The following is a 26,384-nucleotide window of genomic DNA, read 5'->3' as shown; positions in this document are numbered from 1 at the left end:
GTTCCTCCTGAAAGGTCAGTGGACTGTGTGCACGGTCCTTACCCACTGGCGCCGCGGGGGAACGGGTTCAGACGGAGAGGACGACGGCGGCGAGGCCCGGCAGGCGCACCGCGTCGCCGGAGCCGGTGCTCACCACGGCGCAGGCCGGGTCGGTGGCCACGGCCGCGGCGCCGGCGAAGCCCTCGGGCAGCGGCACGTCGACCGGTCCCGGGCCGAAGCCGACGCACACGATGGCCCCGGGCCGGCGCCAGGTGATCCAGCGCGGGCCGCCGTCGCCGGAGCCCTCCTCGCCGGAGCCGTTCCCCCCGCCGGCGAGCACCTCGGTCTCGTCGAGCCGGCCGGACCACAGCCCGGGCAGCTCGGCGCGGACCTCGATGAGGCGCCGGTAGAGCGCGAGGAGGCGGGCGCCGTCGTGCGTCTCCGCCTCGGACCAGTCCAGCATGGACCGCTCCCGGGTCGCGGGGTCCTGCGGGTCGGGGACCTGGTCGGGGTCCCAGCCCATGCGCTCGAACTCGGAGAGCCGGCCCTTCGCGGTGGCCTCGGCGAGCTCCGGCTCGGGGTGGGAGGTGAAGAACTGCCACGGCGTGGTGGCGCCGTACTCCTGGCCCATGAAGAGCATGGGGGTAAAGGGGGTGGCGAGGGCGAGCACGGCCTCGACTGCCTTCGCGTCCCAGCCGAGGGCCGCGGTGGGTCGGTCGCCCACGGCGCGGTTGCCCACCTGGTCGTGGTTCTGGGTGCAGACCACGAGCTGGGAGGGGTGCACGAGGTCGGGGTCGAGAGGCCTGCCGTGGTGCCGGCGGCGGAAGCTCGAGTAGCTGCCGTCGTGGTAGAAGCCGCCCAGGATCACCTTCGCAAGGGCGTTCGGGTCGGCGAAGTCCTCGTAGTAGCCGTCCGCCTCGCCGGTGAGGGCCACGTGGAGGGCGTGGTGCACGTCGTCGTCCCACTGGCCGCCGAGCCCGTAGCCGCCTGCACGGCGCGGGCTGACCAGGCGCGGGTCGTTGAGGTCCGACTCGGCCACCAGCACCTTCCGGCGCCCCGTCTCGCAGCGCACCTCCTCGGCCAGGTCCTCGAGCTCCTCGAGCAGGGTCAGGGCGCGGTGGTCCTGGAAGGCGTGCACGGCGTCGAGCCGGAGCCCATCCACGCGGTAGTCCTCGAGCCACATGCGGGCGTTGCCGAGGATGAACGCGCGGACCTCGTCCGAGCCGGGGCCGTCGAGGTTGACCGCGTCGCCCCACCCGGTCGTCGCCCCGGAGAGCATGTACGGGCCGAACTGGGGCAGGTAGTTGCCGCTGGGGCCGAGGTGGTTGTAGACCACGTCCTGGATCACGCCGATCCCGGCCGCGTGCGCGGCGTCGACGAAGCGCTGGTAGGCCTCGGGGCCGCCGTACTGCTCCTGGACGGCGTACCAGAGCACGCCGTCGTAGCCCCAGTTGTAGGGGCCGTTGAACGCGTTGACGGGCAGGGGCTCCACGAACGCGACGCCGAGCTCGGCGAGGTAGGGCAGGCGGGCCGCGGCGGCGTCCAGCGTCCCCTCGGGGGTGAACGTGCCGAGGTGCAGCTCGTACACCACGGAGCCGGCGAGCTCGCGCCCGGCCCAGCCGTCATCGCTCCACGCGTGGCGGGACGGGTCGAAGCCGGCGGAGAGCTCGTGGACGCCGTCGGGCTGGCGGCGCGAGCGCGGGTCCGGGAACGGGCCGTCGCCGTCCAGGACGTAGCCGTAGCGCTCCCCCGCGGCGAGCGCGGAGGCGACCCTCCCGGCGTCGGCGGACGACGGCGCCCACCACCCGCCGCCCGCGGCCTCCAGGGGCAGCCGCTCCCCGCCCAGGACCAGCTCGACCCGGGACGGGATGGGGGCCCAGACGGAGGCGGGCTTCGACTGCGCTGCGCTCCGCTCGACCACCGGGGACTGCGCTGCTGCGTCGCGGGCGGTCATGCTGCCTCCTCCTCAGGGACGAGGAGCGCCACCGGCAGGGTGCCGAGGACCTCGCCCACCAGTACGTCGCCGGCCTCGAAGGACCGGCCGGTGAAGGCGTCGCGGGCGGCCCGGGCGAGCCGGACCGTCGTGGTGCCCCAGCCGCCGGCGCGCTCGAGCCCGGCGGGGAGCCGGGTGGCGAGGACGGCGGCGCCGCGCTCCCCGCGCCGGAAGCCCACGAGGTGGGCGGCCGCGGGCCCGTCCGCCTCGATCGGGGCGTAGCCGGCGAAGAGCTCGGGCCGGTCGCGGCGCAGCCGCAGGGTGCGGGAGACCACGAGGAGCTTGGCCTCCTCGGCGAGCGGTCCGAGGACGGGCATGCCGGAGTCGAGTGCCGCGAGGGCCTCGGCCCGGGCGGCGAAGTCCACCGCGCGGCGGTTGTCCGGGTCGCAGAGGGAGCGGTCCCAGAACTCGGTGCCCTGGTACACGTCCGGGACGCCGGGCATGGCCAGCTGGAGCAGCTTCGCGGCCAGGGCGTTGGAGGTGCCGAACGGCGCAACCTTGGTGGCGAAGGCGTCGATGACGCCGTGGGCCGGGCTGGCCGGGTCCACGGCGGCGTGCACGAGCCGGCGGACGGCGTCCTCGAAGGCCTCGTCCTGGTCCGTCCAGAGCGTGTGGACGCCGGCCTCGCGGGCGGCCTTCTCCGCGTACTGGACGAGGCGGTCCTCCTCCGCCGGCCAGGCGCCCAGGATGGCCTGCCAGAGCAGGTTCGCGAGGGGCCCGTCCTCGAGCGGGGCGGCCTCGAGCAGGCGCGGGAGCGTCTCGGCCCACTCGTCGGCGAGCTCGGAGAGCACCGTGATGCGGGCGCGGGTGTCCTCGCTGCGCTTGGTGTCGTGCGTGGTGAGCGTGGTCATGGAGCGCGCGAGGTGGCGCTCCCGCTCGGCGAGCTCGGCATGGAACTCGGCGGGGGCCAGGGCGAAGGCCGTGGGGTCGCCGCCGACCTCGGTGAGGGTGCCGAGGCGGGTGTAGCGGTAGAAGGCCGTGTCCTCGACCGCCTTGGCCATGATCATGCCGGTGGTCTGCTGGAAGCGGCGGCACAGCTCCTCGGCCGGGTCCGCGAGCCGGGGTTCGAGGCCCCCGATGGCCGCGGCCAGGTCGGGTCGCTGGGCGGCAGCGGCCCGGCACGCCTCGGCGAGGACGGCGGAGTCGTGCTCCCCGCCTCCCTGCTGAGGGGTCATGTCCCCATGTTGAGGGGTCATGTCCCCGCGTTGAGGGGTCATGTCCCTGAAGTAGGTGCGGTAGACCGGGAAGTGCGCGGCGATCTCGGCGAGGGCGTCGGCGAGGACGTCGAGGGGCTTCGACTCCGCTTCGCTGCGCTCAACCACCGGGGCCGCAGCGAGGCGGGCCAGGCGGAGGATCTCGGCGTGCAGCAGGCCGTCCGCCATCCAGCGCTTGGTCCCGTGGATCATCTCCGCGTAGTCGGCCTCCTCGCCCCGCAGCCGGGTGTCCAGGGCCGTGAGGGGCTCCTCCCCCGCGGGGTCGACGAGGACGCGGTCCACGAGCCCGAGGGCGTCGTAGCCGGTGGTGCCCTCGCATGGGAAGTCCGCGGGGAGCGCCTCGCCGGGCTCGAGGATCTTCTCCACGAGCGTGTAGGCCCCGCGCGAGAGCTCCCGGAGCCGCTCGAGGTACTCGGCCGGGTCGCGGAGCCCGTCCGGGTGGTCGATCCGGAGCCCGTCCACGAGCCCGGCCTCCACCCAGCGGCGCACCTCGGCGTGGCTCTCCTCGAACACCCACGGCACCTCGACCCGCACGCCCGCGAGGGTGTTGACGGCGAAGAAGCGGCGGTAGTTCAGGCGGTCGTCGGCCTCGCGCCAGGGGACGAGCCAGTAGTGCTGGCGCTCGTGCACGGCCTCCGCCGAGTCGCCGTCGGCGTAGGTTCCGGGCGCGAGGGGGTAGGAGTGCTCGTAGTACCAGAGCCGCTCGCCCTCGACCTTGAGCATCCCGAGGTCCTCGGCCGAGCCGAGGACGGGCAGGAGGACCTTCCCGTCCCCGGCGTCCCAGTCGACGTCGAACGCCTCGGCGTAGCGGGAGCCGCGGCCCTCCCGCAGGAGGTCCCACCACCAGGGGGTCTCCTCGGGGACCTCCACGCCGAGGTGGTTCGGCACGATGTCCACGAGGATCCCCATCCCCGCCCCGTGGGCGGCGGCCGCGACCCGCTCGAGGGCCTCGCGCCCGCCCCGCTCCCGGTCCACCCGGGAGGGGTCCGAGACGTCGTAGCCGTGCTCGGAGGCGCCCACCGACTCCAGCAGCGGGGAGAGGTAGAGCCAGTCCACGCCGAGGGAGGACAGGTACGGCACGAGCCGCGCGGCGTCGTCCAGCGTGAACTCGGGGCGGATCTGGAGGCGGTAGGTCGAGGCGGGGGTCTTCACAGGGCTCCTTCGCTGGCCGGGCTGCTCAGCCGGCGGTGCTGATGGACGGCTGGTTCGTGGTCGCGGATCCGGCCTGGGCGGCCAGGGACGCGGCCACCGAGTGGTCCACTTCCTCCTCGTGGTTCTCATGGGCCCGGAGCACGGCGAGGCTCTTGGCGGGCACCGTGAGGATGTCCTCGGCCTTGATCTCCTTCTCCCCCGCGGACTGGCCCGAGGTGTCCAGCAGCACGTCCCAGCCGGGCGCGTACTCCTGCCCGGGGAGGCAGAAGTCCACGTCGGAGTCGTCCGCGTTGAAGTACAGGAGGAAGTGCGAGTCGGTGATGGCGCGCCCGTAGTAGTCCTGGCCGTGGATGCCGTGCCCGTTGAGGAACACGCCCACGCTGCGGCCCAGGGCCTCGTCCCAGTCCTCGGGGACCATGGGCGCGCCCTCGGTCCCGAGCCACTCGATGTCCGGCAGGGGCTGGCCCTCGCCGCGGCGCACCGGCCGGCCGTCGAAGAAGCGGCTGCGGCGGAACGTGGGGTGCTCGGCGCGCAGGCGGGTGACGGCGGCGGTGAACTCCACGAGGGGATTGTCCGCGCTGGCCCAGTCGATCCAGGAGAGCTCGTTGTCCTGGCAGTAGACATTGTTGTTGCCCTGCTGGGTGCGGCCCAGCTCGTCGCCGTGGGCGATCATGGGCACGCCCTGGGAGAGCAGGAGGGTGGCGATGAAGTTGCGCTGCTGGCGGGCGCGCATCTCGAGCACCGCCGGATCGTCCGTGGGGCCCTCGGCGCCGCAGTTCCACGAGCGGTTGTGGCTCTCGCCGTCGTTGTTGTCCTCGCCGTTGGCGTCGTTGTGCTTCTCGTTGTAGGAGACGAGGTCGCGCAGGGTGAAGCCGTCGTGCGCCGTGACGAAGTTGACCGAGGCCACGGGGCGCCGGCCGCTGTTCTCGTACAGGTCCGCGGAGCCGGTGAGCCGGGAGGCGAACTCGCCCAGGGTGGAGGGCTCGCCGCGCCAGAAGTCGCGGACCGTGTCGCGGTACTTGCCGTTCCACTCCGTCCACTGCGGCGGGAAGTTGCCCACCTGGTAGCCGCCCGGGCCCACGTCCCACGGCTCGGCGATCAGCTTGACCTGGGAGACGACCGGGTCCTGCTGGATGAGTTCGAAGAAGGTCGAGAGCTTGTCCACGTCGTAGAACTCGCGGGCCAGGGTCGCGGCGAGGTCGAACCGGAACCCGTCCACGTGCATCTCGGTGACCCAGTAGCGCAGCGAGTCCATGATGAGCTGCAGCGAGTGGGGGTGGCGGACGTTGAGGGAGTTGCCGGTGCCGGTGTAGTCCATGTAGTACTGCAGGTCGTCCTCGACGAGGCGGTAGTAGGCGCCGTTGTCGATGCCGCGGAACGAGAGGGTGGGGCCCAGGTGGTTGCCCTCGGCGGTGTGGTTGTAGACCACGTCGAGGATCACCTCGATGCCCGCGCGGTGCAGGGTGCGCACCATGGCCTTGAACTCCTGCACCTGCTGGCCGGTGTCGCCGCTCGAGGCGTACCCGGCGTGCGGGGCGAAGAAGCCGATCGTGTTGTAGCCCCAGTAGTTGTGCAGGCCCTTGTCCTGGAGCGTGGAGTCGTCCACGAACTGGTGCACGGGCATGAGCTCGAGGGCGGTCACTCCGAGCTTCGTGAGGTGATTGACGACGGCGGGATGCGCCACGCCTGCGTAGGTTCCCCGCAGCTCCTCGGGAACCTCGGGATGCTGCTCGGTGAGCCCCTTGACGTGCGCCTCGTAGACCACGGTGCGGTGGTAGGGCACCCGCAGCTGGGAGTCGCCCTGCCAGTCGAAGAAGGGGCTCGTGACCACGCCGAGCATCATGTGCGGCGCGGAGTCCTCGTCATTGCGGCTGTTCGGGTCGCCGAAGTTGTAGGAGAAGAGCGGCTGGGCCCAGTCGGGCTGGCCCATGACGGCCTTGGCGTAGGGGTCCAGGAGCAGCTTGTTGGGGTTGCAGCGCTGGCCCGTGCCGGGATCGTAGCCGCCGTGGACGCGGTAGCCGTACAGCTGGCCGGGCTGGACGTGCGGCAGGTAGCAGTGCCACACGAACCCGTCCACCTCGGTCAGCTCGAAGCGCTGCTCGTTGCGCTCCTCGTCGAAGAGGCACAGCTCGACCTTGTCGGCGGCTTCGCTGAAGATCGCGAAGTTGGTGCCGGTGCCGTCGAACGTGGCGCCGAGCGGGTAGGCCGTACCCGGCCAGATGTCCTTCTCCATGGTGCAAGCTCCTTGCTGTGCGGCCCGTACGGGCCGGGTGGGGGCATCCCCCGCGAAGTCTAGGTGACCTTTATCCAAGCGGGGTGCCTGTGACACATCTTCAGGCGATGGCCCCGCTGAGGGCCTCCTCGGCGGCACGGCGCCGCACCCGGTCGAGGATCCGGCGCAGGAGCCGGGAGACCTGCATCTGGCTGACCCCGATCACCTTGGCGATCTCGCTCTGGCTCATCTCGTCCACGAAGCGCAGCGCGAGGAGACGCCGCTCCTCGTCGCTGAGGACGGCGAGCAGGCCGCGCAGCTCCTCGCGCGTCTCGACCTGCTCGTAGCCCTCCTCGACCACGGAGAGCACCGACCAGGCGTGGACCGGCTGGCCGTCGTCCGGGTCCGTGGGCTGGATCGGCACGGCGGCGAGCGCGGCGTTGGCGGTCTGGGCCTCGGCGACCCGCTCGGCGCTGGCCCCGGTCTCGCGGGCCAGCTCCTCCGCGGTGGGCTCGTGGCCGAGCTCCTGCGAGAGCCGGCGGCGGGCGGCGTTGACCTCCAGGCGCAGCTCCTGCACCTGACGCGGCGGGCGCACGGCCCAGGAGGTGTCCCGGACGTGGTGCTTGATCACGCCGGTGATGGTGGGCACCGCGAAGGCGGCGAACCCATTGCCGTGGCTCTCCTCGTACCGGTTGGCGGCCATGACGAGCCCCATCCGGGCCACCTGCCGGATGTCCTCCGGGTCGTGGCCCGGGTAGCGGTGGCGGGCCGCGACGGCGTCGGCCACGGAGAGGTGCTCGAGCACGAGGCGGGCCGGGATCACGGGGCCACCGCGCCGGCGTCGTGCGATCCGGAGAACGGGAGCGGCACGAGGCCGGCGTCGAGGCGGAAGCCGCAGCGGCAGCCCCACTCGAGCGGGGTCCCCTCCCCCTGCATCGCGGAGGCGCCGGCGGAGGGGGCGAGCCGCATGGGCTCCTGGCAGTGGACGGGGGCGCCGGACGGGTTGGCCGTCTCAGCGGGGGCAATCGGATCGAGCAGCATGCCGGTCTCCTTTGAAGCTAGGCTCATTGATTAGTAGCTAGCCTAGCTAGTTATATCCCAAGACATGCTTCGCGTCGAGGCGGAGGGGGAAGGGATAGTGACGCTATGATGATTGCTAGATGAACTAGGTATCTCCGGAGGACTCGGATGCAGACGCGCCACGCCACGGGCTATTGGTACGAGCAGGACACTGCGCAGAAGACCCGCGCCGTCCGCGTGCTCAACGCGCTGCGCGACTACAAGGCCGCGGAGTCGGCGATGCGCCGGCGCACCCGGGACTCGATGTCCATGGGCGAGACGGACCTCCTCGCCCTCCGCTACCTCCTCGAGGCGGACTCCCGCGGGCAGCAGCTCAGCCCCAAGGACCTCGCGGTGCGCCTGGGCATCACCTCCGCTTCGATGACGAGCCTCATCGACCGGCTGGTCCGCAGCGGCCACGTGCGCCGCGAGCCCCACCCCACGGACCGCCGCGCCCTCGTGCTCCGGCCCACCCCGGGCTCGGACGAGGAGGTCCGCAAGACCCTCGGCGCGATGCACGAGCGGATGATCGCCGCCGCCGGTGCCCTCAGCGAGGACGAGGCGGAGACGGTGATCGGCTTCCTGGAGGGCATCCGGGCCGCCGTGGACCAGATCGAGCCCGCCAAGCACGCCTGACGCCGGGCGCCCTCGGCGCACGACGCCGGCCCCGTCGCCTCCCGCCCCCCCTCGCCGCCCATGGTGGCCGGGGCCCCGGCCGGAACGCATTGTGACGGACGGCTGGCGCATCGGCAGGGAGTCGACCAGACTCAAGAGTGCGGCCCGGATCCGACAGTCCGGGGCCGTCCGGGTCAAGCAGCGCGCCCTGTCTGAGTTTTCCGACGTGTCGAGGAGGATGCGTCCATGCCCCATCGATGGCCGCGGAAGGCCCAAGAGCTGCTGAGCGACTTCATCGAGCGCGCCCAGGAGCTGCTGCGGGTCCAGGGCCACATGAACAACCTCATGGGCGCGATCGTCTCGATGACGGAGGACCTGAGCCTGCCGTACGTACTCGAGAGCGTGGCGCAGTCCGCGGCGGACATCGTGGGGGCGCGCTCGGCGGCGATCGGCGTGATCGATGACAAGGGCATGCTCAGCGACTTCATCACGGTGGGCCCCGACGAGGACGCCGCCCGCCTGATCGGTCACGGCGCACTGGGCGAGCCGGTCGCAGACGCCGAGCTGCCGCGGCTGCGCGACCTGGGGCGGCACCCGCTCGCGGACGGCATGTCCGAGGACGGGCCGCCGCTGCGCTTCCTCGGCGTCCCGATCCGGATGCGGGACACGGCGCTCGGGAACCTGTACCTCATCGAGAAGGAGGACGGGGAGGAGTTCACTGCCGAGGACGAGGAGCTGGCGTCCACCCTCGCTGCCGCGGCCGGCGTCGCGATCCAGAACGCGCGCCTGTACGAGGAGAGCCGCCGGAGCCAGCGCTGGCTCGAGGCGGGCATCGAGATCTCGGAGTCCCTCATGATGGAGAACTCCCCCAGCTCCACGGACGACCTCGCCCTGGTCGCGGAGCACGCCCTCGAGGCCTCCGACTGCCTCCTCGCCGTCGTCGCCCACTCCGAGGACGGCGCCCTCAAGGTCCGGGCCGCTGTCGGAGCCGCGGCCCTGGCCGCCGGCGAGGGCCTGCGCCTCTCCGGGAGCCTCCGCGCGGCGGTCGAGGAGGGCCGCCCCGCGGTGCTGCGCGAGCCGGAGGAGGTCTTCGGCCCCGGCGCCGCGGAGAAGCTCGGACAGGTCTTGGCCATCCCGCTGGGCCACCGCTCGGCCGAGGAGAACATGCTGCTCCTGCTCGCGCACCAGGCAGGCGGGAGGTCCTTCTCGCAGGCGGACCACCACTACGGGGCCGCCTTCGGCTCCCACGTGGGGCTGGCCCTGGAGCTGAACGTCGCCCACCGCCAGCGCGAGGAGGCGCTGCTCTCGGTCGACCGGGACCGGATCGCGCAGGACCTTCACGACCTGGTCATCCAGCGCCTGTTCGCGGCCGGCCTGAGCGTGCAGAGCCTGCGCCACTTCACCACGGGCCCCGCGGCCGAGGCCCGCATCGACCGGCTGACCGAGGAGCTGGACGACAGCATCCGCGAGCTCCGCTCCACGATCTACTCGCTCCAGGCGCAGCACACCGGCCGGGAGGACCTCGGCCAGGCGCTGTTCAAGGCGGTCCACGAGCCCCTCCGGGACAGCTCCATGACCCCGACCGTCAACGTCGAGGGCCGCCTGAGCACTCTCCCCTCCCCCATCGCGCGGCAGGTCCTGGCCGTGGTGACCGAAGCGGTGAGCAACGCCGCGAAGCACTCCGGCGGCGAGCACGTCACCGTGGCCATCGCCGTGGCCGAGACCGGGGTGAGGGTCGTGATCGAGGACGACGGGCAGGGCTTCGACAGCCCGGAGCGGACCAGCGGACTCGCCAACATCCGCCGCAGGGCAGCGTCCCTGGGCGGCACCAGCAGCATCGAGAGCAGCCCGGGCCACGGAACGAGGGTCATCTGGAGCACCATGCCCGACTAGCCTCCTGACCGGGCGCCGCACCGGCCGTAGCACCGCCCGTAAGGGCCCCGCAAAGAAGCCGGCGCACGCCGTCAGGAAAGGGTCAAGATCCCCTTCCCGGGCCCGGCCGCCGGGTTTCACTGGTGCCGCAGGGCCGCACGGTGCGGCCCGCGGAAGGGCATGGTCATGGCCGATCTGGCCGTCGTGGCGATCTTTCTGGTACTCGCGGGCCTCATGGTGTGGTCCGTGTCCGCCCTGGCGAAGCTGGTGGACAGGGCATGAGCGGCGACCTCGTCTCCTGGACGCTGCTCGGCCTGCTGGCCCTGGGCCTGTGCGTCTACCTCGTGGACCAGCTGTTCCGGCCCGGCGGGAGGTAGGCCGTGCAGTTCAGCATCCTGACCTTCCTCACGCTCGTGGCGGTCCTCGCCGTAGCGCTCGCTGCGGTGCACCGGCCCCTGGGCGCCTACCTCGCCGCGGTCGCGGACAGCCCGCGGCACCTCCGCTTCGAGCGGTGGATCTACCGGGCAGCCGGCGTGGCCCCGGAGAGCGAGCAGACCTGGAGGGCCTACGCGCGCAGCGTCGTCGCCTTCTCCGTGGCGGGCGTGGTCCTGCTCTACGCCGCCCAGCGCCTCCAGCCGCTGCTCTCGGGCGGCCAGCTGCCCGGGGTGGACCCATGGGTCGCCATGAACGCCGCGGTCTCCTTCATCACCAACACGAACTGGCAGGCCTACGTGCCCGAGTCCACGCTCGGGTTCGTGGTGCAGATGGCCTTCCTCGCCGTGCAGAACTTCGTCTCGGCCGCGGTCGGGATCGCGGTCGCCTTCGCCCTCATCCGGGGCTTCGTCCGCAGGGGCACCGACTCGCTGGGGAACTTCTGGGTGGACCTGACGCGGATCACGTTCCGTGTCCTGCTCCCGCTGGCGGCCGTCGCCGCGGTGGTGCTCGTGGTCGCCGGAGTGGTGCAGGACTTCTCGCCCACCCAGGTCCACAACACGCTCACCGGGGCGGCGCAGACCATCCCGGGCGGCCCCGTGGCGAGCCAGGAGGCCATCAAGGAGCTCGGCACCAACGGGGGCGGGTACTTCAACGCCAACTCCGCCCACCCGTTCGAGAATCCCAACGCATTCTCGAACGTCTTCGAGGTCTTCCTGCTCCTCGCCATCCCGTTCTCGCTCCCGTACACGTTCGGCCGCCTCGTCGGGAGCCGGCGGCAGGGCTACACGATCCTGACGGTGATGGGCTCGCTGTGGCTCCTGGCGACAGGGCTCATGGCCTGGGCCGTCGCCGCCTGGCCCACCCTCGGCGAGGGCCTCGAGCAGCGCTTCGGACCGGCCGCGAGCGGGATCTTCGCGACGGCGACGACGCTCACCTCGACCGGCGCGGTCGACGCCGCGCATGACTCGCTCCCGCCCCTGGCCGGCGGCATGGCCATGTTCGACATGATGCTCGGCGAGGTTGCCCCCGGCGGGGTGGGCTCGGGCCTGTACGGCATGCTCGTCCTCGCCGTCGTCGCGGTCTTCCTGGGCGGCCTCATGGTGGGGCGGACGCCGGAGTACCTGGGCAAGAAGGTCCAGGCCCGGCACATGACGCTCGCGGCCCTGTACCTGCTCGTCACGCCGGTCCTCGTGCTCGTCCTCGCCGGGGCCGCGGTGCTCATCCCGTCCGCGGTGGCGGACGCCCCCGCGCAGGGCCCGCACCAGTTCAGCGAGCTGCTGTACGCGTTCACCTCGGGGGCGAACAACAACGGCTCGGCGTTCGCCGGACTCGCCGCCTCGGATCCGCTCGTCTCCACGCTCATGGACGTGGCCATGTGGGTGGGGCGAGTGCTGCCCATGGTGCTGGTCCTCGCCCTCGCCGGGAGCTTCGCGACGCAGGAGCCCATCCCGCCCTCCCCCGGCACCCTGGCCACCTACGGGCCGCTGTTCGCCGGCCTCCTCGGCACCGTGACCGTCCTGTTCACGGCCCTGAACTACTTCCCGGCGCTCGCGCTCGGGCCCATCGCAGAGGGAACCATCCGATGACCACCACCCAGACCCCGGCCCACACGCCCGCGCCCCGGGTCACGGAGCTCTCCGGCCACGCCTACAAGCGCCGCAGGGCCTTCGACCGGCGCCTGATCCTCGCGGCGGTCCCCGAGTCCTTCGCCAAGCTGGACCCTCGGCAGATGCGCCAGTCTCCGGTCATGTTCACCGTGCTCGTCGGCACCGCGGCCTCCGCCGTCGCGTGCGTCGTGCAGCTCGTCCAGGCGAGCCCGGACGCCGTGTTCAGCCTGGTCATCACCGGGTGGCTGCTGCTGACCGTGCTGTTCGCCAACTTCTCGGAGGCCCTCGCCGAGGGCCGCGGCAAGGCGCAGGCGGACAGCCTACGGGCCGGGCGGCAGGGGCTCGTGGCCCGGCGCCTGCGCGACAACCAGGAGGAGGAAGTCCCCGCGCCCGACCTCCGCAAGGGCGACCGCGTGGTCTGCGAGGCGGGGGACGTGATCCCCTCGGACGGGGAGATCGTCGAGGGGCTGGCCATGGTGGACGAGTCCGCGATCACGGGCGAGTCGGCGCCGGTGGTCCGCGAGTCCGGCGGCGACCGCTCGGCCGTCACGGGTGGGACCAAGGTCATCTCCGACCGGATCGTGGTCCGGATCACGGCGGACCCGGGGCAGACCTTCATCGACCGGATGATCGCCCTCGTCGAGGGCGCGGAGCGGCAGAAGACGCCGAACGAGATCGCCCTGCACGTGCTCCTCGTGGCCCTGACCATCATCTTCCTCGTCGTGACCGTGGCCCTCGTGCCGTTCGCGGCCCTCGCCGGCGCGGTCCCCTCCCCCGTGGTCCTCGTGGCCCTCCTCGTGTGCCTGATCCCCACGACGATCGGCGCGCTCGTGCCGGCGATCGGCATCGCGGGGATGGACCGGCTGGTCCGCCACAACGTGCTCGCCACGAGCGGCCGGGCGGTGGAGACCGCCGGGGACATCACCACGCTCCTGCTGGACAAGACCGGCACCATCACGTTCGGCAACCGCCGCGCCGTGGACTTCCTCCCCGCCCCCGGCGTGCCCGAGGGCGAGTTCGTCGAGGCCGCCCGGCTCTCCTCCCTCGCGGACGAGACCCCGGAGGGGCGCTCGATCGTGGACCTCGCCGGCGAGCGCGGCGCGGACGGACCGGGCCTGGACGAGCTCTACCGGCTGCGCGACGGCCAGGTGACCGCCGTGGAGTTCACGGCCATGACCCGCATGAGCGGCCTCGACGACGGCCAGCGCCGCTACCGCAAGGGCGCCGCCTCCGCCGTGGCGCACTGGGTCCGCGAGCTCGGCGGCGACGTCCCGCCCGGGGTGCGCGACGATGTCGACTCGATCGCGGGCGGCGGCGGCACACCCCTGGTGGTGGCGACGGACGACGGCGGGCGCCCCCGCGTGCTGGGCACCGTCCACCTCGCCGACGTGGTCAAGCCGGGCATCGCCGACCGCTTCGCCGCCCTGCGCCGGATGGGCATCCGCACCGTCATGATCACCGGCGACAACCGGCTCACCGCGGCCGCCATCGCCCGGGAGGCCGGCGTGGACGACTACCTCGCCGAGGCCACGCCCGAGGACAAGCTCACCCGCATCCGGGCCGAGCAGAAGGCGGGGCAGCTCGTGGCCATGACCGGCGACGGTACCAACGACGCCCCGGCCCTCGCGGCCGCGGACGTGGGCGTCGCGATGAACTCGGGCACGCAGGCGGCGAAGGAGGCCGCCAACATGGTGGACCTCGACTCGGACCCGACCAAACTCATCGACGTCGTGGCGATCGGCAAGCAGCTGCTCATCACGCGCGGCTCGCTCACCACGTTCTCGGTGGCGAACGACGTCGCGAAGTACTTCGCGATCATCCCAGCCCTGTTCGTGGCGGTCTTCCCCGGGCTGGGCGTGCTGAACATCATGGGCCTGACCAGCCCGAAGAGCGCCATCCTCGCCGCGGTCGTCTTCAACGCGATCATCATCGTGCTGCTCGTGCCGCTGGCCCTGCGCGGGGTGCGCTACCGGGCGGTGAGCGCCCAGCAGGCCCTGCGCCGGAACCTGCTCGTCTACGGCGTGGGCGGCATCATCGCCCCGTTCATCGGCATCAAGATCATCGACCTGGTCCTGGCCGTCGTGCCGGGGCTCCACTAGGAGGGCCAACGTGAACGCCTACCTCAGACAGCTCGGCACCTCCTTCCGGTTCCTGGCCGTGGCCACCGTGCTGCTCGGCGTGCTCTACCCGCTCGTGGTGTTCGGCGTGGGCCAGGCGGTCGCACCGGCGCAGGCGAACGGCTCGATCGCCCAGCTCGGCGGCCGGCCGGCGGCCTCGGCGCTCCTCGCCCAGGCGGTGCCGGAGAAGGAGAGCAGGCTCTTCTTCCCCCGGCCCTCTGCCGTCACGTGGGACCCGCCGTCCTCGGGCGCCTCGAACCTCGGCCCCTCTGATCCGGCCCTGGCGAAGGCAGAAGCCCAGTCCCGCGCCGCGGTCGCCGCACGCGAGGGGGTGCCGGCGTCGGCCGTCCCGCTCGACGCCGTCACCGCCTCGGCGAGCGGGCTGGACCCGGACATCTCCCCGGCCTACGCCCAGCTGCAGCTCCCCCGGGTGGCGCGCTCCACCGGGCTCAGCCCGGCGGAGGTGCAGCAGCTGGTCGCGGCCGCCACCACGGGCCCGGCCCTCGGGCTGCTCGGCCAGCCGGCCGTGAACACCACTACGCTCAATCTCGCCCTCGCCGCGCGGCTCAGATAGCAGGATGCGGCGGCGGGACGGGACGGCGTAGAAGAATCGGGAGCATGGACCGCGGCAGCCTCCGCATCTTCCTCGGCGCGGCGCCCGGGGTCGGCAAGACGTACGCGATGCTCGAGGAGGCCCACCGCCTCGCCGCCGCCGGCACCGACGTGGTGGTGGGGGTGGTGATGGACCACGGCCGGGCCCAGACCGCGGCCCTCACCGAGGGGCTCGAGCAGGTGCCGCTGCGGCTGGTGGAGTACCGGGGCGCGAGCCTGCCGGAGATGGACGTGGCCGCCGTCCTCGCCCGCGGCCCGCACACCGTCCTCGTGGACGAGTACGCCCACACCAATGCACCCGGCAGCCGGCACGCGAAGCGGTGGGAGGACGTGGACGATCTGCTCGAGGCGGGGATCAACGTCCTCACCACGGTCAATGTCCAGCACCTGGCCTCGCTCAACGACGTGGTCGCGTCGATCACGGGCACCCGCCAGCAGGAGGTCATCCCGGACGCGATCGTGCGGGCCGCGGACCAGATCGAGCTCGTGGACATCCCGCCGGAGCTGCTGCGCCAGCGGCTGGGCTCCGGCCTCGTCTACGCCCCGGACAAGATCGACGCGGCCCTGGCGAACTACTTCCGGCTCGGCAACCTCGCGGCCCTGCGGGAGATCGCGCTCATCTGGCTCGCCGACCGCGTCGAGGAGGGCCTGGCGGCCTACCGCGAGCGGCACCACATCGAGGACACCTGGCCGGCGCGGGAGCGGGTCGTCGTCGCCCTGACCGGGGGCCCGGAGGGCGAGGCGCTCATCCGGCGCGCGGCCCGGATCCTTTCCCGGGTGAGCGGCGGCGACCTCCTCGCCGTCCATGTGAGGACCCCGGACGGGCTCACGGAGGGGTCCGAGCAGCCCCTCGCCGCGCAGCGGGCGCTCGTCGGCGACCTCGGCGGCAGCTACCAGCAGCTCGCCGGGGACGACATCGCCGCGAGCCTGCTCGACTTCGCCCGCAGCGTCAACGCGACCCAGATCGTGGTGGGGGTCTCCCGCCACACCCGGCTCCAGCAGCTGCTCGGCCGCGGAGGGGTGGGGACCGCCGTCGTGCGCGACTCCGGCGAGATCGACGTGCACATGGTGACCCACGCGCTCGCGGGGCGGGCGCCGCGGCGCCGGCTGACCCCGCTGTTGGGGCGGCCCCGCACGGTCGCGGGGTACGTGCTCGCGTTCGCCGCGCCGGTGGCGATGACCGCGGCGCTCGCGCCGTTCCCGCAGATCAACCTGACCACGCAGGCCCTCGCCCACCTGTGCGCAGTGGTGCTCGTGGCGTTCATCGGCGGGCTGTGGCCGGCGGCGGTCGCCGCGGTCTTCGACTCGCTCCTGCTGAACTACTTCGTCACCCCGCCGGTGGGGAACCTCACGATCGCCGATCCGCAGAACTTCTTCGCCCTGGCCGTGTTCCTCGCGGTCGCCGTCGCGTTCTCGCTCGTGGTCGGGGTCTCCTCGCGGCGCTCGCGGGACGCGGCCGTGGCGCGGGCGGAGGCTGGCACCCTCAGCGAGCTCGCGCGCGGCTCGCTGGCGCGGGACCAGGGCCCGGCGGAGTTCCTCGGGCAGCTGCGGCACGAGTTCCAGCTCGCCGCAGTGAGCCTGCTGGCGGCGAACGACGGCGGGTGGACGGTCCGCGCGGAGGCCGGCACGGGTGCCCCGGCAGACCCGGACGGGGCCGACGGGGCGGACCGGATCGGGCCCGGGCTCACCCTCGCGTGGCGGGGGCGGCCGCTCAGCGGCGGCGAGCGGCGCCTGCTGGCCGCGTTCGAGGCGCACCTGGCGGCGCTGCTGGAACGGCAGGAGCTCGCCACGAGCCTGCGGGAGACCGTCCGGCTCGGCGAGGCCAACCGGATCCGCACCTCGATCCTGCGGGCCGTCTCGCACGATCTGCGCACCCCGCTCGCGGGGATCCGCCTCGCGGTCACGGCCCTCGAACGGCAGCCGGGGTCGATGAGCGCCGAGGAGCGCGCGGAGATGCTCGCGGCCATCGATTCCTACGCCGGCCGGCTCGACAGCCTCGTGGCGAACCTGCTGGACATGTCCCGGATCGACAGCGCGGCGCTGTCCGTGCTGCACGAGCCGGTGGCGTGGCGCGAGGTGGTCGCGGAGGTGCTGGCGGAGTTCCCCGCCGGGGCGGTGCGGGTGGACCTCGCCCCGAACCTCCCCGCGATCGACGCCGACCGCGGCCTCCTCGAGCGTGCCCTCGCGAACGTCGTGCAGAACGCCCTCAAGTACGCCCCGGGCAGCGACGTCGTGGTGGTCGCGACGGCCGGCGGCCTGCTCGCCCCGGGCATCGGGGACCGGCCCGTGAGCGAGCTGCGCGTGGTGGACCACGGCACGGGCGTCCCGCCGGAGCGGGTCGTGGCCATGTTCCAGCCGTTCCAGCGGCTCGGCGACGAGGGGAAGGGGCCCGGGATCGGGCTGGGGCTCGCGGTTGCGAAGGGCTTCGTGGAGGCGATGGGCGGGGTGCTCGCCGCGGAGCCGACCCCGGGCGGGGGCCTGACGATGGTGATCCGGATGCCCCTCTATGCGGGCCCCCGGGACGAGGAAGGGGACTGACGTGAAGAGGGTGCTCGTGGTCGACGACGAGCCGCAGCTGCTGCGTGCCCTGCAGATCAACCTGCGCGCCGAGGGCTACAGCGTGACGGTCGCGGCGAACGGGACCGAGGCCCTGCGCCTGGCCGCCTCGCGGCCGCCGGACGTGCTGGTGCTGGACCTGGGCCTGCCGGACCTGGACGGGTCGGAGGTGATCCGCGGGATCCGCGGGTGGTCGGACATGCCGATCGTGGTCCTCTCGGCCCGGCACGGGTCCGCGGACAAGGTGGAGGCGCTGGACGCCGGGGCGGACGACTACGTGACGAAGCCGTTCGGGCTCGACGAGCTGCTCGCCCGGCTGCGCGCCGTCGAGCGCCGCTCGGTGCACCCCTCCCCCGGCGGGGTGGTCGACGCCGGGGACCTCGTGGTCGACCTCGGCGCCGCCACGGTCACCCGGGCCGGCGAGCGCGTGCACCTGACCCCGCGGGAGTGGGGCGTCCTGCAGATGCTCGTGGCCAACCGGGGCCGGCTCGTGACCCAGCGCCAGCTGCTCCAGACGGTGTGGGGGCCGGCGTACACGGAGGAGACCCAGTACCTGCGGGTGTACATGGGCCAGCTGCGCCGCAAGCTCGAGGCCGACCCCGCGCATCCCCGGCACCTCATCACCGAGGCCGGGCGCGGGTATCGGTTCGAGGACCCGGCGGCGGGGGCGCGGCCGTCCGACGGCCGGTGAGGCTACGGTTGGCTCCATGGAGATGCGCCTCGAAGTCGTGCAGGTACCGGTGGCGGACGTGGAGCGGGCGAAGGCGTTCTACACGGAGAAGCTGGGGTTCGTCCTCGACCACGATGTGGAGCACATCCCGGGGATGCGGGTCGTGCAGCTGACCCCGCCCGGCTCGGCGGCCTCGATCGTGATCGGCACGGGCATGACCGGCATGGCCCCGGGCAGCCTCGAGGGCCTGCAGCTCGTGGTGCCGGACCTGCCCGCCGTCCGCGAGGAGCTCCTCCGGCGCGGGGCGGAGGTCAGCGAGGCGCTGGACCTGGGCGGGGTGCTGTTCGCCCATGTGGCCGATCCGGACGGCAACCGCTGGGTCCTCCAGGGCGCCACCCCTCCCGCGGTGAAGGCCGCCCGCCTGGGGTGATCCCGGCCCGGGGCCGGGCTGGGCGCCTCCCCCAGCGGGGGCCTGTACTATGACGGGGCCCTGATCCGAGAAGGAGTGCCCGTGCCCAAGCCGTTCGGCGAGCTGTTCGAATTCGCCGGCCCCGGCGCCTTCCGCATCCGCGGCGCGGGCAAGGGCCCCGGCGAGTTCGTCCTGGTCCACGGCATCGGCGCCTCCGCCGCCTACTTCCGGCCGCTGGCCGAGCGGCTCTCCGCCGCCGGCAGGGTCCACGTGATCGAGCTGCCCGGCCACGGCAAGAAGCTCGAGCCCAAGCGTCCCCTGTCCATGGGCGAGTTCGCCCGCGCCACCTGGAGGGTCCTCGAGAGCGTGTGCGGCGAGAGCCCCGTGCTCGTGGGCCACTCGATGGGCACCCAGGTGGTGGTGGAGATGGCGCTCCAGCGGCCCAGCGTCAGCAAGGCCGCGCTCCTGGCCCCCACCGTCAACGAACGCGAGCGCACGGTCCCCCGCCAGGCGCTGCGCCTGCTCCAGGACGGGCTCATCGAGCCGTGGGCCCTCAAGGCGATCCTCGCCCGGGACTACGCCCTCTGCGGCCCGCGGTGGTGGGCCCTGACCCTGGGCGAGATGATGGACCATCGCATGGAGGAACGCATCCGCCACGTCGAGGCTGACCTGCTCCTCATCGCCGGCGAGAAGGACCCCACCTCCCCGCCCTCGTGGTCGCGCCAGCTCGAGCACGCCGCCCCGCACGCTCGCACCGCGGTGATCAAGGGCGCCCCGCACTCGCTCATGTACCGGGATGCCGACGAGGTGGCCCGGCTGCTGCTCGGGCACGCGGGCGCGCCGGTCCGGTAGGCGCCCGGCGTCAGGGCGCGAGCGCGAGCCGGCGGCTGAGCCAGTCGAGGGCCGGGCCGAGCGCGGCAGCAGGCACCCTCCACGAATGGCCCACGGCAGGGACCCCCTCGGCCCGGACCGTCATCCCCGCGCGGGCCGCCGCTGAAGCGACGGTGTGCATGCACGCCGTGAACTCTGCGTCCTCGGCGCCTGCGGCGAAGTAGGCCCAGGAGTGGTGGTAGTGCCGCTTCTTGAACTGGTGGAGGGGCGTGAGGGCCTCGAACGCCGCGGTGTCCCCAGCGAAGGACTGCTGGATGGTGGCGGCCCGGCTGGGGCCGAGGGCGGGCTCGGCTTCACCGCTGAAGACGAGGGCATTGCGGAAGGTGCCCGGGTGGAGGGCTGCCATCTGCATGGCGCAGGTGCCGCCGAAGGAGAAGCCGCCGATCGCCCACCGGGTGTGGTCGGTCGCAGGATCGAGCGTGGCGGCGATCCAGGCGGGCACGTCGGTGGCGAGGTAGGTGTCGGCGCGGGCGATGCGCGAGTCCATGCACATGGTGTTGGCGGTGAGCGCGCCGTTGGGGTCTACGACCACCGTGATGGGGGCCAGGCCCCGGTGCGCCGCCGCGAAGGCGTCGAGCACGTGCTCGAGGCGCCCCGCGGTGAGCCAGTCGGCCGGCGATCCCGGCTGGCCGGCGACCAGGACGAGGACGGGCAGCGCCGGGTGCCGCGGGACGGCGTGCGCCGGCGGGAGGTAGACGTAGGCGCGGCGCGCGGTGAAGCCGGAGACCGTGCCCGGGATGCGGGCAGACCGCACCTGCCCGTGGTCGGGCATGTCCGCCGGCGGCACCCAGCCGGACAGGGGCACGGGCTGCGGCGCGGCGGCAGGGGCCTTCCCGGAGGCGGCGGTCAGCGGGGCGATGTCGGCCGTACTCGCCCCGGCGAGGTCCCCCACGGTGCGGTAGAAGCCGTAGTAGGCGTTGATCTGGAGCGCTGCCGCGGCCACGATGAGGACCGCGGCGACCGGGCCGAGGACGCGGCGGAGCCACCGGCCGCGGTAGATGCCGCCGGCCGCGAGGATGAGGGCGCCGGCCGCCGCAGCGATCCAGCCCAGGACCGGCAGGGGCAGCGGGTGCGTGCTCAGGCCCGAGGACATGGCCCACTCCCCTGCCCCGTAGGCGATCCCCGCCGCGAGCGCAGCAGCGAGAAGCGGGAACAGCGCGCCCCGGCGCCACCTGCGGATCAGCAGGAAGGCCGCAGCGGGAAGGGCGAGCAGGGCAGCCGTCGTCGCCAGGGGGCCCTGGACGAGGTCCAACGCAATGAGCGGTCCCATGGCTGCCCTTCCGTCGTGGGCGCGTCGGTGGGCACGAGTGAAGCCGAAGGCACGTTGCCCGGCCGTTACCGGGACCATTCGGCGGCCCCGCGCCCCCGGCGGAGGAGGGACTGTAACGCACGGGCAACGGGGCGCCCGCTCTACTGCCCCTAGGAGTCCCGGGTCAGAGGGGAGAAGGACGCCATGCGCCGTTCGCTCCCGCCGCCTCTGTCCCACCTCGGATCGGCGCTGCGGGGGGCCCCGGTCACGGTGTTCCTGACCGCCGTCTTCCTGGCCGCGGGAGCAGTCCGGGCGCTGGGGTGGGCCGACGCGCACGGGATCGCCGTGACGCCGCACTCGTTCCCGGATCGGTGGTGGGCGGTGCTTGCCAGCGCCCTGTGGCCGCAGAACGTGCCCGTGGTCCTCCTCGGCGCAGTGCTCCTGCTGGCCGCCGGCGCCCTCGCCGAGCGGCGTCTGGGGCCACGGCGCTTCGCAGCCGCCGCCCTCGGCACCCACGCGGCCGCGGTGCTCGCCGGCGCGGCGCTGGCCCACGGGCTGCGCGCCGCCGGTGGGGCCTGGTCATCCCAGCTGCTCAGGCATTCCTTCGCGGGCCCCAGCGCGATGGCACTCGGAGCGCTGATGGCCGCCACCGCGGGCATGGCGCCGCTGTGGCGGCGCAGGATCCGGCTGGTGGTGCTGGCGCTCACGTCCCTGCTCCTGCTGTACGGCGGCTCCCTGGCAGACCTCATCAGGTTCCTCGCCGCCACTGCCGGGCTGGTCCTCGGACCGGCCCTGCACCGTCACAGACCCCGGCTGTGGCCCGCAGCAATCTCGCGCCGGGAGTCGCGCACCCTGATCGCGGTCGCGGTGGGCGCTGCCGCGGTGGGCCCGGTCATCGCCGGGATGCAGCCGCATGCCGCCGGCCCGCTCGCGGTCCTGCACCTGGTGTTCACCGGGCTCCAGCCGGTGGACCCCGACGCGGTGCAGGCCCTGTGCTCGGACCCCTCCGCGGCCAGACGCTGCGCCGCGGCCCTCCTGCAGCAGCGCGCAGGCGCCGGGGCGGTGTTCATGGCCGTGCTGCCCACCGTCCTGCTGCTGGTCCTCGCCGAGGGGATCCGCCGCGGCCGGCGCGCGGCCTGGGCCGTGGCCGTGGCCGTGGAGTGCGCCCTGGCCGCCATCGCGATCGTGGACATCGTGGCCGCCCTGGCCCCTGCCGGTTCGGGAAGCGCGGCGGCGCAGGGCCTCGGCGCGGTGCACGTGGGAACGTTCCGCAACAAGCTCGCCCTGGTGCTGCCCCTGCTCACCCCCGCCGTCCTCGCCGGGCTCCTCGCGGCGACGCGGGCCCAGTTCGCGGTCCGCGCGCCCCGCGGGACCTACCGGAGGCTCGCCGCCCAGCTCGCCGGCACGGCGGCAGCCTTGGCTCTGCTCTACCTCGGGGCCGGCCTGCCCCTGGCCAGCGACTTCTCCGACCCGCCGCGGCCGCTTGATCTCCTCGCGGACCTGCCCGACCGGTTCCTCCCGTTGGGCTACCTCACGGACACCCCGCCGGCGTTCGTCCCCGAGACCTTCCCGGCCACCGTGCTCTACGAGGGCGTCGGGATACTCTTCTGGGCCGCCGCCGGCACCCTCGCCCTGGGCACCTTCCTCAGGTCCGCCGTCCGCGCCCCGGCCGGCGACCGGGAGCGCGCCGCACTCCTGCTGGCGGCGGCCGGCGGGACGTGCAGCCTGCAGTGGATGACCACGTGGGCCGGGAACCGGTACTGGTTCACCTCGGACGGCGCCGGGTACATCGCCTACCGCCCCTACGCGGGTGTTGCCCTCGCCCTCGGCCCTCCGGTGTGCCCGCCCGGGAAGGAGCAGGAAGAGCTCGCAGCCTTCGCGGTGTACGCCGCCGCCAATGGCTGGACCCCCTGCCTCTACGCCGTCCCCGAGCACACCAGGGGCACAGCCGCCGCTCTGGGCTGGGCCACGGTGCAGATCGCCGAGGACGCGGTCCTGGACCTGGACGCCCTCGACTTCACCGGCCGGAGGCACCAGAACACCCGCACAGCCCTCAACCGCGCCCACCGCGAGGGCATCCGCGCCCACTGGACCACCTACGCGGACGCCACCCCGGACGAGCGCGAGCAGATCGAGGCGATCTCCTCCGCATGGATCGCGGAGAAGGGCCTGCCCGAGATGGGGTTCACCCTGGGCGGGGCCGAGGAGATGAAGGACCCCGCCGTGCGCCTCCTGCTCGCCCTCGACGCCGCCGGCACGGTCCACGCCATCTCCTCCTGGCTGCCCATCCACGCCGGCGGCGCCGTCACGGGCTGGACCCTGGACCTCATGCGCCGCCGCAGCACCGGCTTCCGGCCCGCCATCGAGTTCCTCATCGCCTCCGCGGCGCTGGACCTGAAGGAGCAGGGCTTCCACACCCTCAGCCTCTCCGGCGCGCCGCTGGCCCGCAGCGGACCCGTCCCCGCACCGGGCTCCGCCCTCGACGGCGTCCTCCGCTGGCTCGGCAGCCTCCTCGAGCCTGCCTACGGCTTCCGCACGCTGCACGCCTTCAAGGCCAGATTCCACCCACGCTGGGAGGCCCTGCACTTGGCGTACCCGGATCCCGCGGCGCTCCCGGCCATCGCGACCGCCCTCACCCACGCCTACCTGCCCCACCCGAGCCCGACCCAGCAGCTCGGCCTCGCGCGCCGCCTCGCCGTGGGCCTCCTCCGCAGCCCCGCCGCGTCGGGGCTGTCCCGCCGGCCGCGCGGGGCCTAGCCTGTGGCATATGTCCGCACCTCCCGTGCCCTATGTCCTGTTCCCCGGCAACGCCCGCGAGGCCCTCGGCTTCTACCACGGCGTCTTCGGCGGGGACCTCGCCCTCTACACGCGCGCGCAGTTCGGGCGCGCCGACGGACCCGGGGACGCGATCGCCCACGGCGAGCTGACCGGCGTCGTGCACCTCTGCGGTGCCGACGCCGACGCCGGGGGCCCGGGCGTGCGGACCGAGCGGCTCATGCTCTCGCTCCTGGGGACGGCGGACGAGCCGACGCTGCGGGCCTGGTTCGACGGCCTGGCCGACGGCGGCCGCGTCGTCGACGCGCTCCAGGAGCGGCCGTGGGGCGCCTCGGACGGGCAGGTCGTGGACCGGTTCGGGCTCCACTGGCTGATCGGCTTCGAGCCCTCGTAGGGTGACCCGTGGCGTGGGTGCTGCCGCTCGGCGATGAGGCCGCCGACCTCGCGTCGGCCGGCGGGAAGGGCGCCTCGCTGGCCCGCATGGTCCGGGCCGGGCTCCCGGTGCCCGGCGGCTTCTGCGTGACCACGGCGGCGTACGGGGCGTTCGTCGCCGGATTCCGCGACCAGATCGACCCCCGCGACCCGGTCCGAACGGCCGCGCTGTTCGCCGGCCACGGGCTGCCCGCCGGGCTCGCGGAGGAGATCCTGGCCGCCTACGCCGGCCTCGGGGAGGACGTCCCGGTTGCCGTGCGCTCCTCCGCCACCGCGGAGGACCTGCCGGGGATGTCCTTCGCCGGGCAGCAGGACTCCTATCTCAACGTCCGCGGCAGCGGCCTGCTCGAGGCCGTGCGGAAGTGCTGGGCGTCCCTGTGGAACCCGCGCGCGGTCGCCTACCGCGACCAGCACGGGGTGCCGCACGAGTCGGTGGCGCTGGCCGTCGTGGTGCAGGAGCTGGTCGACGCCGACGCGTCCGGGGTGCTGTTCACCGCGGACCCGGTGACCGGCAGCGAGGACCAGACGGTCATCAACGCCGCGTGGGGGCTGGGCGAGTCGGTGGTCGGCGGGCGGGTGATCCCGGATGGCGTCGTCGTCCGCCGCGGCGCCGTGGCGAGCACCACCGTGGGCGACAAGGCGGTCATGACCGTCCGCACCGCGGACGGGACCGAGGAGCGGCCCGTGCCCGGGGAGCGCCGCCGCGAACCCGTCCTCGCTCCCGCTGAGGCGCTCGAGCTGGCTGCGCTCGGCGCGCGGGTGGGGGACCTGTACGGGGTGCCGGTCGACATCGAGTGGGCCCGGAGCCGGGGGCGGTTCGCGATCGTGCAGGCGCGGCCGATCACCGTGCTCGGACCGGAGCTCGGGGAATGGAACGACACGGCCAAGGGCGTGTACCTGTGGACCAGCGGGAACCTCGGGGAGGCCATCCCGGATGTGATGACCCCGATCACGTGGTCCTTCGTGAAGCTGTTCATCCACGAGGCCATGTCCGCCTCGGCCATCCCCGGCTTCGACCTCGTGGGCAACATCGGCGGCCGCTTCTACCTCAACCTCACCCCCATCTACTCCATGGTCAGGTCCCTCCACGTGAAGGGCTGGGCCAGCACGGTCGCCAACGTGTTCGGCCGCATCCCCGAGGGCCTCGACGTGCCGACCGTGAAGGTCCTCGACTGGGCCACGCTCAAGCGCATGGTGCCCGGGGCGGTCCACGTGCGGCGCCGGGCCCGGGCGAACCTCGCCCAGATGCGCCCCTTCCTGGCCGAGTCCCGCAGCCGCTGCGCCGACCTCCGCGCCCGCATCACGGCCACCGGCTCGCCCGCGGAGCTCGCCGCGCTCTACCGGCGGGAGATCGGGCCGCTCTTCGTCACGGCCGCCCGCATGCTCGAGGCCGCGGGCCGGCAGGGCGGCGGGACGCTGCTCTACACCCGGGAGAAGCTGCGCAGGCTCATGGGCAGCACCGACGCCGAGGCGATGCTCACCGGGGTGAACGCCGACGGCGGGCTGGCCAGCCTCGGCCCGCTGGTGGGCCTGGGCCGGCTGGCCCGCGGCGAGATCACCCGGGACGGGTTCGCCCGCGAGTACGGCCACCGCGGCCCGCACGAGTGCGAGCTCTCCGCGCCGCGTCCCGGCGAGGACCCCGGCTGGATCGACGCCCAGCTCGCCGGCCTCCACGACCTCCAGCTCGGCACGGAGGCCCTGCTCGCCCGCCAGCGGCAGGCCCGGGAGGCGGCCTGGGGACGCTTCGCCGCCCGCTACCCGCGCCGGGAGGCCGCGATGCGCGAGCAGGTGCGCCGCTGGAACGGGATTGTCCGCGACCGCGAGGACACGCGCTCGGAGTCGGTGCGGACGTTCTGGGTGGTGCGCGAGTTCGTGCTGCGCGCCGGCGAGCTCACCGGCCGCGACGACCTCTGGTACCTCTACCTCGAGGAGCTCCTCGACGTGCTCGAGGGCAGGCCGGCGGCGCTCGCGCGGGTGCCCGCCCGGCGCGCCGCCTACCAGCGGTACACCGCACTGCCGCCGTACCCCAGGCTGATCGTGGGCCGGTTCGACCCCGTGCGCTGGGCCGCGGACCCGCACCGGCGCACCGACCTCTACGACTCCCGCGGCGCCACCGTGCCCGTCGAGGAGGCCGTCACCGGCTTCCCGGGCGCGCCGGGCGTGGTGGAGGGCACCGCCCGGGTGATCGCACGCCCCGAGGACGGCGCCAGGCTCAACGCCGGCGAGATCCTCGTGACCACCCTGACCAACGTGGGCTGGACGCCCATGTTCCCGCGCGCCGCCGCCGTGGTCACCGACCTGGGCGCGCCGCTCTCGCACGCCTCGATCGTGGCCCGCGAGCTCGGCATCCCGGCCGTGGTCGGCACCGGCAACGCGACCATGCTGATTCACGACGGCGACCGCCTCCGCGTGGACGGCGAGCGCGGCACCGTCGAGGTGCTGCAGTGAGCGGGCGGGCGGCCCCCAATGGTCGACATCGAGCTGGGAATCAGCACCGCCTCGCGGCTGGCCCTGTGACGGCTTGTCCGTCCTCGG

19 protein-coding genes are annotated in these 26,384 nt (G+C 73.6%); 13 read left to right on the top strand and 6 right to left on the bottom strand.

The genetic code is table 11. The features are described from left to right. Positions 1–67: 67 nt before the first annotated feature. The 5 genes from treZ to ACYVKZ_RS03735 all read right to left on the bottom strand — a co-directional run bounded on the left by treZ (position 68) and on the right by ACYVKZ_RS03735 (position 7,591). Entirely contained in the window at positions 68–1,933 is a 1,866-nt protein-coding gene (treZ, locus tag ACYVKZ_RS03755) for a malto-oligosyltrehalose trehalohydrolase (protein WP_460990685.1), read from the bottom strand. Continuing rightward, entirely contained in the window at positions 1,930–4,338 is a 2,409-nt protein-coding gene (treY, locus tag ACYVKZ_RS03750) for a malto-oligosyltrehalose synthase (protein WP_460990683.1), read from the bottom strand. The genes treZ and treY overlap by 4 nt, the downstream gene beginning before the upstream one ends. A 25-nt stretch (positions 4,339–4,363) precedes the next feature. After that, positions 4,364–6,571: a glycogen debranching protein GlgX gene (glgX, locus tag ACYVKZ_RS03745; protein WP_460990682.1), complete on the bottom strand. Its 2,208-nt coding sequence runs from the start codon at positions 6,569–6,571 to the stop codon at positions 4,364–4,366. A 100-nt stretch (positions 6,572–6,671) separates the two neighbouring features. After that, positions 6,672–7,373, bottom strand: a complete 702-nt coding sequence (locus tag ACYVKZ_RS03740; protein WP_460990681.1) for a sigma-70 family RNA polymerase sigma factor — start codon at positions 7,371–7,373, stop codon at positions 6,672–6,674. Then, positions 7,370–7,591 carry a hypothetical protein gene (locus tag ACYVKZ_RS03735; protein WP_460990680.1) on the bottom strand — a complete coding sequence of 74 codons (222 nt, stop codon included), beginning with the start codon at positions 7,589–7,591 and terminating at the stop codon, positions 7,370–7,372. Before ACYVKZ_RS03735 ends, ACYVKZ_RS03740 begins: the two co-directional genes overlap by 4 nt. Positions 7,592–7,738: 147 nt before the next feature. Between ACYVKZ_RS03735 and ACYVKZ_RS03730 the strand changes: the two genes are divergently transcribed. The 10 genes from ACYVKZ_RS03730 (at position 7,739) to ACYVKZ_RS03685 (ending at position 19,354) form a co-directional block, all read left to right on the top strand. Then, on the top strand, positions 7,739–8,245 hold the full coding sequence (locus ACYVKZ_RS03730) for a MarR family winged helix-turn-helix transcriptional regulator (RefSeq protein ID WP_460990679.1): 507 nt from the start codon (positions 7,739–7,741) through the stop codon (positions 8,243–8,245). A 225-nt stretch (positions 8,246–8,470) separates the two neighbouring features. Further along, complete coding sequence (locus ACYVKZ_RS03725) at positions 8,471–10,117, top strand: GAF domain-containing sensor histidine kinase (RefSeq protein WP_460990678.1); 1,647 nt, start codon at positions 8,471–8,473, stop codon at positions 10,115–10,117. A 257-nt stretch (positions 10,118–10,374) separates the two neighbouring features. Next, positions 10,375–10,473 carry a potassium-transporting ATPase subunit F gene (locus ACYVKZ_RS03720; RefSeq protein ID WP_460990677.1) on the top strand — a complete coding sequence of 33 codons (99 nt, stop codon included), beginning with the start codon at positions 10,375–10,377 and terminating at the stop codon, positions 10,471–10,473. A gap of 3 nt (positions 10,474–10,476) precedes the next feature. Beyond that, the gene (gene kdpA, locus ACYVKZ_RS03715) at positions 10,477–12,117 is read left to right on the top strand and encodes a potassium-transporting ATPase subunit KdpA (RefSeq protein ID WP_460990676.1); all 1,641 of its coding nucleotides are present in this window, start codon (positions 10,477–10,479) and stop codon (positions 12,115–12,117) included. Continuing rightward, positions 12,114–14,237: a potassium-transporting ATPase subunit KdpB gene (kdpB, locus tag ACYVKZ_RS03710; protein ID WP_460990675.1), complete on the top strand. Its 2,124-nt coding sequence runs from the start codon at positions 12,114–12,116 to the stop codon at positions 14,235–14,237. The genes kdpA and kdpB overlap by 4 nt, the downstream gene beginning before the upstream one ends. 10 nt (positions 14,238–14,247) lie before the next feature. Continuing rightward, positions 14,248–14,829: a K(+)-transporting ATPase subunit C gene (gene kdpC, locus ACYVKZ_RS03705; RefSeq protein ID WP_460990674.1), complete on the top strand. Its 582-nt coding sequence runs from the start codon at positions 14,248–14,250 to the stop codon at positions 14,827–14,829. Positions 14,830–14,873: 44 nt separating this feature from the next. Further along, positions 14,874–17,405, top strand: coding sequence for a DUF4118 domain-containing protein (locus tag ACYVKZ_RS03700; RefSeq protein WP_460990673.1), 2,532 nt, complete (start codon positions 14,874–14,876; stop codon positions 17,403–17,405). 1 nt (position 17,406) lies between these two features. After that, a complete protein-coding gene (locus ACYVKZ_RS03695) occupies positions 17,407–18,114 on the top strand; it encodes a response regulator (RefSeq protein ID WP_460990672.1) in 708 nt (235 codons plus the stop codon). Between the two features lie 16 nt (positions 18,115–18,130). Next, the gene (locus ACYVKZ_RS03690) at positions 18,131–18,523 is read left to right on the top strand and encodes a VOC family protein (protein ID WP_460990671.1); all 393 of its coding nucleotides are present in this window, start codon (positions 18,131–18,133) and stop codon (positions 18,521–18,523) included. A gap of 81 nt (positions 18,524–18,604) precedes the next feature. Continuing rightward, entirely contained in the window at positions 18,605–19,354 is a 750-nt protein-coding gene (locus ACYVKZ_RS03685; RefSeq protein ID WP_460990670.1) for an alpha/beta fold hydrolase, read from the top strand. Between the two features lie 10 nt (positions 19,355–19,364). Here ACYVKZ_RS03685 and ACYVKZ_RS03680 read toward each other — a convergent pair whose 3' ends face one another. Continuing rightward, positions 19,365–20,663 carry an alpha/beta hydrolase gene (locus tag ACYVKZ_RS03680; protein WP_460990669.1) on the bottom strand — a complete coding sequence of 433 codons (1,299 nt, stop codon included), beginning with the start codon at positions 20,661–20,663 and terminating at the stop codon, positions 19,365–19,367. A gap of 183 nt (positions 20,664–20,846) precedes the next feature. Here ACYVKZ_RS03680 and ACYVKZ_RS03675 point away from each other — a divergent pair, with 183 nt between their 5' ends. From ACYVKZ_RS03675 to ACYVKZ_RS03665, 3 genes are read left to right on the top strand one after another with little or no spacing between them, the layout of a single operon-like run. Next, a complete protein-coding gene (locus ACYVKZ_RS03675; RefSeq protein ID WP_460990668.1) occupies positions 20,847–23,399 on the top strand; it encodes a bifunctional lysylphosphatidylglycerol flippase/synthetase MprF in 2,553 nt (850 codons plus the stop codon). A gap of 10 nt (positions 23,400–23,409) precedes the next feature. Further along, entirely contained in the window at positions 23,410–23,811 is a 402-nt protein-coding gene (locus ACYVKZ_RS03670; RefSeq protein WP_460990667.1) for a VOC family protein, read from the top strand. An 8-nt stretch (positions 23,812–23,819) separates the two neighbouring features. Beyond that, positions 23,820–26,297 (top strand): PEP/pyruvate-binding domain-containing protein, encoded by a 2,478-nt coding sequence (locus ACYVKZ_RS03665; protein WP_460990666.1) that lies wholly within the window; start codon positions 23,820–23,822, stop codon positions 26,295–26,297. Positions 26,298–26,384: the final 87 nt, after the last annotated feature.

This window comes from Sinomonas soli (genome assembly GCF_054782415.1).
The sequence above is the reverse complement of the archived record's forward strand: the minus strand, read 5'-3'. Positions and strand labels throughout refer to the sequence as shown.

What these genes read in the sequence shown, in the direction of transcription:
- treZ (WP_460990685.1), bottom strand. Translation starts at nt 1,933, where the DNA reads ATGACCGCCCGCGACGCAGCAGCGCAGTCCCCGGTGGTCGAGCGGAGC.
- glgX (WP_460990682.1), bottom strand. Translation starts at nt 6,571, where the DNA reads ATGGAGAAGGACATCTGGCCGGGTACGGCCTACCCGCTCGGCGCCACG.
- ACYVKZ_RS03735 (WP_460990680.1), bottom strand. Translation starts at nt 7,591, where the DNA reads ATGCTGCTCGATCCGATTGCCCCCGCTGAGACGGCCAACCCGTCCGGC.
- ACYVKZ_RS03730 (WP_460990679.1), top strand. Translation starts at nt 7,739, where the DNA reads ATGCAGACGCGCCACGCCACGGGCTATTGGTACGAGCAGGACACTGCG.
- ACYVKZ_RS03725 (WP_460990678.1), top strand. Translation starts at nt 8,471, where the DNA reads ATGCCCCATCGATGGCCGCGGAAGGCCCAAGAGCTGCTGAGCGACTTC.
- ACYVKZ_RS03720 (WP_460990677.1), top strand. Translation starts at nt 10,375, where the DNA reads ATGAGCGGCGACCTCGTCTCCTGGACGCTGCTCGGCCTGCTGGCCCTG.
- kdpB (WP_460990675.1), top strand. Translation starts at nt 12,114, where the DNA reads ATGACCACCACCCAGACCCCGGCCCACACGCCCGCGCCCCGGGTCACG.
- ACYVKZ_RS03700 (WP_460990673.1), top strand. Translation starts at nt 14,874, where the DNA reads ATGGACCGCGGCAGCCTCCGCATCTTCCTCGGCGCGGCGCCCGGGGTC.
- ACYVKZ_RS03690 (WP_460990671.1), top strand. Translation starts at nt 18,131, where the DNA reads ATGGAGATGCGCCTCGAAGTCGTGCAGGTACCGGTGGCGGACGTGGAG.
- ACYVKZ_RS03680 (WP_460990669.1), bottom strand. Translation starts at nt 20,663, where the DNA reads ATGGGACCGCTCATTGCGTTGGACCTCGTCCAGGGCCCCCTGGCGACG.
- ACYVKZ_RS03675 (WP_460990668.1), top strand. Translation starts at nt 20,847, where the DNA reads ATGCGCCGTTCGCTCCCGCCGCCTCTGTCCCACCTCGGATCGGCGCTG.
- ACYVKZ_RS03670 (WP_460990667.1), top strand. Translation starts at nt 23,410, where the DNA reads ATGTCCGCACCTCCCGTGCCCTATGTCCTGTTCCCCGGCAACGCCCGC.